1 protein-coding gene is annotated in these 606 nt (G+C 63.0%); it reads left to right on the plus strand.

Translation table 11 applies throughout. The features are described 5' to 3' along the window. Nucleotides 1-10 precede the first annotated feature (10 nt). Entirely contained in the window at nucleotides 11-427 is a 417-nt protein-coding gene (locus EOA27_RS39260) for a DUF2958 domain-containing protein (RefSeq protein ID WP_127259069.1), read from the plus strand. The last annotated feature ends 179 nt before the right edge of the window (nucleotides 428-606 follow it).

Here is a 606-nt window from a genome sequence, read left to right on the forward strand (position 1 = left end):
GAGTTTTGCCGTGATCCTGATCACCGACGAACTGCGCGCCCGCTTGCTCGTCAACGGATCGGCCAACACCGACACCGACCATGTTCCGGTCGTGAAGCTGTTCAATCCGACCGGCGCTGCGACCTGGCTTCTGACTGAACTTGACGCGGACGGCGACACGCTTTTCGGACTTTGTGATCTCGGCTTCGGCTTGCCTGAGCTTGGCAGCGTCAGCCTTGCCGAACTCGAAGCCGTGAAGGGGCCGCTCGGCCTTGGTGTCGAGCGGGACTTGTACTTCAAGCCGCGATTTCCGCTCTCGGTCTATTCCGACGCCGCGCGCCTTGCCGGGCACATCACCGAGGATGAGCGGCTTTTGCGGCAGGCCGCCGCCGCCCTCGAAATCCCAACCCCCGAGCTTCCGCCCGACGCGGCGGAACGACCGCGCTGATCGGCGCGAAACCGTCCCGCCGCTCGGCCTTCGGCCTCGCGGAAAGGGCTTTTCAACCAGTGCAAAGGAAACAGAACCATGCAGCTTGTTCACGTCGCAATCGACCAGTTGAATATCTCCGCCGCCAACATGCGGCATTCGAAGCGCGCGCCGGATATCTCCGACATCCTGCCCTCAGT

Source organism: Mesorhizobium sp. M2A.F.Ca.ET.037.01.1.1 (assembly GCF_003998075.1).
Classification (GTDB): Bacteria; Pseudomonadota; Alphaproteobacteria; order Rhizobiales; family Rhizobiaceae; genus Mesorhizobium.